Annotated in this window: 4 protein-coding genes; 3 read left to right on the forward strand and 1 reads right to left on the reverse strand. The window is 48.7% G+C overall.

Translation table 11 applies throughout. The features are described from left to right. The 3 genes from IQ219_RS20275 to IQ219_RS18495 all read left to right on the forward strand — a co-directional run. A partial coding sequence (locus IQ219_RS20275) for a hypothetical protein (RefSeq protein ID WP_228017346.1) occupies positions 1–223 on the forward strand: 223 nt, incomplete at its 5' end. A gap of 217 nt (positions 224–440) precedes the next feature. Next, entirely contained in the window at positions 441–1,424 is a 984-nt protein-coding gene (gene hemB / locus IQ219_RS18490) for a porphobilinogen synthase (RefSeq protein WP_194073577.1), read from the forward strand. An 80-nt stretch (positions 1,425–1,504) separates the two neighbouring features. Next, entirely contained in the window at positions 1,505–2,452 is a 948-nt protein-coding gene (locus IQ219_RS18495) for a glycosyltransferase family 2 protein (RefSeq protein ID WP_194073578.1), read from the forward strand. On the opposite strand, the gene IQ219_RS18500 is transcribed toward IQ219_RS18495, so the two are convergent. Next, on the reverse strand, positions 2,449–3,087 hold a 639-nt coding region (locus IQ219_RS18500), incomplete at its 5' end, for a Uma2 family endonuclease (protein ID WP_194073579.1). The genes IQ219_RS18495 and IQ219_RS18500 overlap by 4 nt on opposite strands.

Here is a 3,087-nt window from a genome sequence, read left to right on the forward strand (position 1 = left end):
AGAGACAGGACTGGGGCAGGGGAACGGGGATGGTGGTGGCCATAAGTTGCTGGTTCAATCGGTGGCGCTCGATCGTACAATAGCAAACAATTACAACGTTTTCATCAAAGCGAGGAACAAAATCATGGCCGCTGGTGTTGGCATTTTCATTGGTTATATTGCTGTTTTTACCGGGGTCGCCCTTGGTCTCCTCTACGGTCTACGGTTTGTCAAGCTGATTTAACCCATCTTCAAGTTAACTGAGAGAGGGTTTTAAAAGTCCCCCTGTCTCCCCCAGTGGGGGGAAACTAGAGAAAAGTCCCCCGGAATTGCGGTCGCGTTAGTGGGTCGGTTTAGGGGGCAAAAATTGGTCAACTGGCAACGTCAATTAATCGCTAGGGCCAGGCTTTTACTTTAAAAATTTTAAAAAACTACATTAAGCAAAATATTTAGTCATCACTATGTTTCCCACCACCCGTCCCCGTCGTCTGCGCCAAACCGATGTTCTCCGCCGCATGGTCAGGGAAAATACCCTCACCGTCAATGATTTGATTTATCCCCTGTTTGCCGTGCCTGGTAATGCTATTGCCAAGGAAGTGGTGTCCATGCCAGGAGTGTACCAGTTATCGGTGGACAAAATTGTTGATGAAGCAAAGGAAGTACGGGATTTAGGCATTCCCGCCATTATTCTCTTTGGCATTCCCGAAGATAAGGATACCGACGCCACTGGAGCTTGGCATGATTGTGGCATTGTCCAAAAAGCGACGGAAGCGGTGAAAAAAGCGGTGCCGGATTTGGTGGTCATTGTTGATACTTGTTTGTGTGAATACACTAACCATGGCCACTGTGGCTATTTGGAAACTGGGGATTTGACCGGCCGGGTGTTGAATGATCCCACCCTGGAATTGTTGAAGAAAACCGCTGTTTCCCAGGCCAATGCCGGGGCGGATATCATTGCGCCCTCAGGGATGATGGATGGTTTTGTCCAGGCCATTCGGGAAGCGTTAGATGACCATGATTTCCAAAATATTCCCATTCTTTCCTACGCAGCTAAGTATGCCTCGGCCTATTACGGCCCCTTCCGGGATGCGGCGGACTCCTCCCCCCAATTTGGCGATCGCCGTACGTACCAAATGGACCCAGGCAACAGTCGGGAAGCCCTCAAAGAGGTGGAATTGGATTTGCTGGAGGGAGCGGATATGGTAATGGTCAAACCAGCTTTGTCCTATATGGATATTATTTGGCGCATTAAGGAAATGACCAATCTGCCGGTAGCGGCCTATAACGTTTCCGGGGAATATTCCATGGTGAAGGCCGCCGCCCTCAACGGTTGGATTGATGAGCAAAAAGTAACTCTGGAAACCCTGACCAGCTTTAAACGGGCCGGGGCAGATTTGATTTTGACTTACCACGCTAAGGATGCGGCCCGCTGGCTCCAGGGCTAAGGGGATAATCCCCATAATTAGTCGATCCTAATTTCAAACGGCTTGGCCATGGATGGGGTGGGCTGGGAGAAAGGAAAGTAGTGCCTAAAACGCCCTTATTGAGTGTTTGTATTCCTGCCTACAACCGCCCTGGTTGGCTCAGGCGGGGTTTGGAGTCGATCGCCGTTGGGGATGGCACTGATATAGAGGTGGTCATTACCGATGATTCCGACACTAGTCACGGGCAGGCGATCGCCGCTGAGGTGTTGGAGAATTGGTCAGGCTCCTGGCGCTACGAACATCATCAACAGCCGTTGGGCATGGCCCAAAATTGGAACCGTGCTATCCAATGGGCCACGGGGCAGTATGTGATGGTTCTGCATGACGATGATTTTTTTTTGCCCCAGGGATTGGGTCGGCTGGTCAATAAGTTGCAGGAGTTAGGGAACCAATACCCAGTTTTATTATTTGGGGTCTGGGTGGTGGATGCCCAGGAACGAATTATGAAACGGCAAGTATTTCAGCAGGATCAATTTTTGCCGCCCCATAATGCATTAATTAGGCTTTTTTCCAATTCTTCCTTGGTACGTTTTCCTGCTGTGGTGATTCGAAGGGACCTATTTGTGGAGGTGGGTTACTTCAATCCAGACTGGCGGGAACCCTGTGACCTGGAAATGTGGATGCGGTTGTTTGCCAACTATGGGGTGTATTGCTGCCGGGAAGCCACCGTAGCCTACCGAGTACATGCCCAAGCCTTGACCATGGCCTCTTTCCATGAAAAGACGGTGGAAATTTTATTCAGGTTATTTGAGGAACTGGCCAAGTTCAACCTTTTAAGCGGGTCGGAATTGGAGCAATGTAAACAATTATTTTTTCATCAATACATTTTGGCAGGGGCGTGGCGGCAGTTGCGACGGGGGCAATGGGATACATTTAAAGCCGTGATGGGTTTATGGCAATTGCCAGAGCTTGGGGGGATGCTTTGGACACCGAAATGGTGTTTTTTTCGATCCTTGTTCACAGCCCTAGCCCGCTTGCCCCACCCTTAATGGTCAATGGGGTCAACCTTCAGTAAACGCAACTGTTCCGCCAGGCGATCGGCTCTTTGTTTTTCAGATTCAGCCCGTTGTTTTTCAAACTCAGCCCTTTCTTTTTCAGATTCAACCTGTTGGGATAGCTCCACCGTTGTTAAAAATGGTCGTCCATTGGGGTAATAGACATTCAATCCTTCTGGAGTTAACACGAAGCTAATCCTCAACAGTGGACTTTGCCAATTGTTGATGTCTTCAATAACGGTAAGTTCATCCGCTGATCGTTGTAAACCCACTAATTCTTGGCAGTCTGGATCGTAAATATAATATTCTTCTACGCCATAACGGCTATAAAATTGGAGCTTTTTCGTCATTTCTTTGATGCTATTCCCTGGGGACAATATTTCAAAGACAACCTGGGGGGGAATATTATCTTCCTGCCACTGACGATAGGAACCCCTATCTCCCTTGGGTCTTCCAAACACAACAAAGACATCGGGGGCAACGCGGATATTGGGGCTTCCTTCAACGGGATACCAGAGTAAATCCCCTGCAACAAATACCTGGGGGTCGTTGGCAAACAAACATTCTAAGTTTTCTTTCAGTAAAACAATCCAACGAAATTGCTTGGTGTTATCAGCCATGGGTTGTCC

This window comes from Synechocystis sp. LEGE 06083 (assembly GCF_015207725.1).
Lineage (GTDB): Bacteria > Cyanobacteriota > Cyanobacteriia > Cyanobacteriales > Microcystaceae > Synechocystis > Synechocystis salina.

Excerpts from the sequence above, each read along its gene's own strand:
- hemB (WP_194073577.1), top strand. The coding sequence starts at position 441 with ATGTTTCCCACCACCCGTCCCCGTCGTCTGCGCCAAACCGATGTTCTC.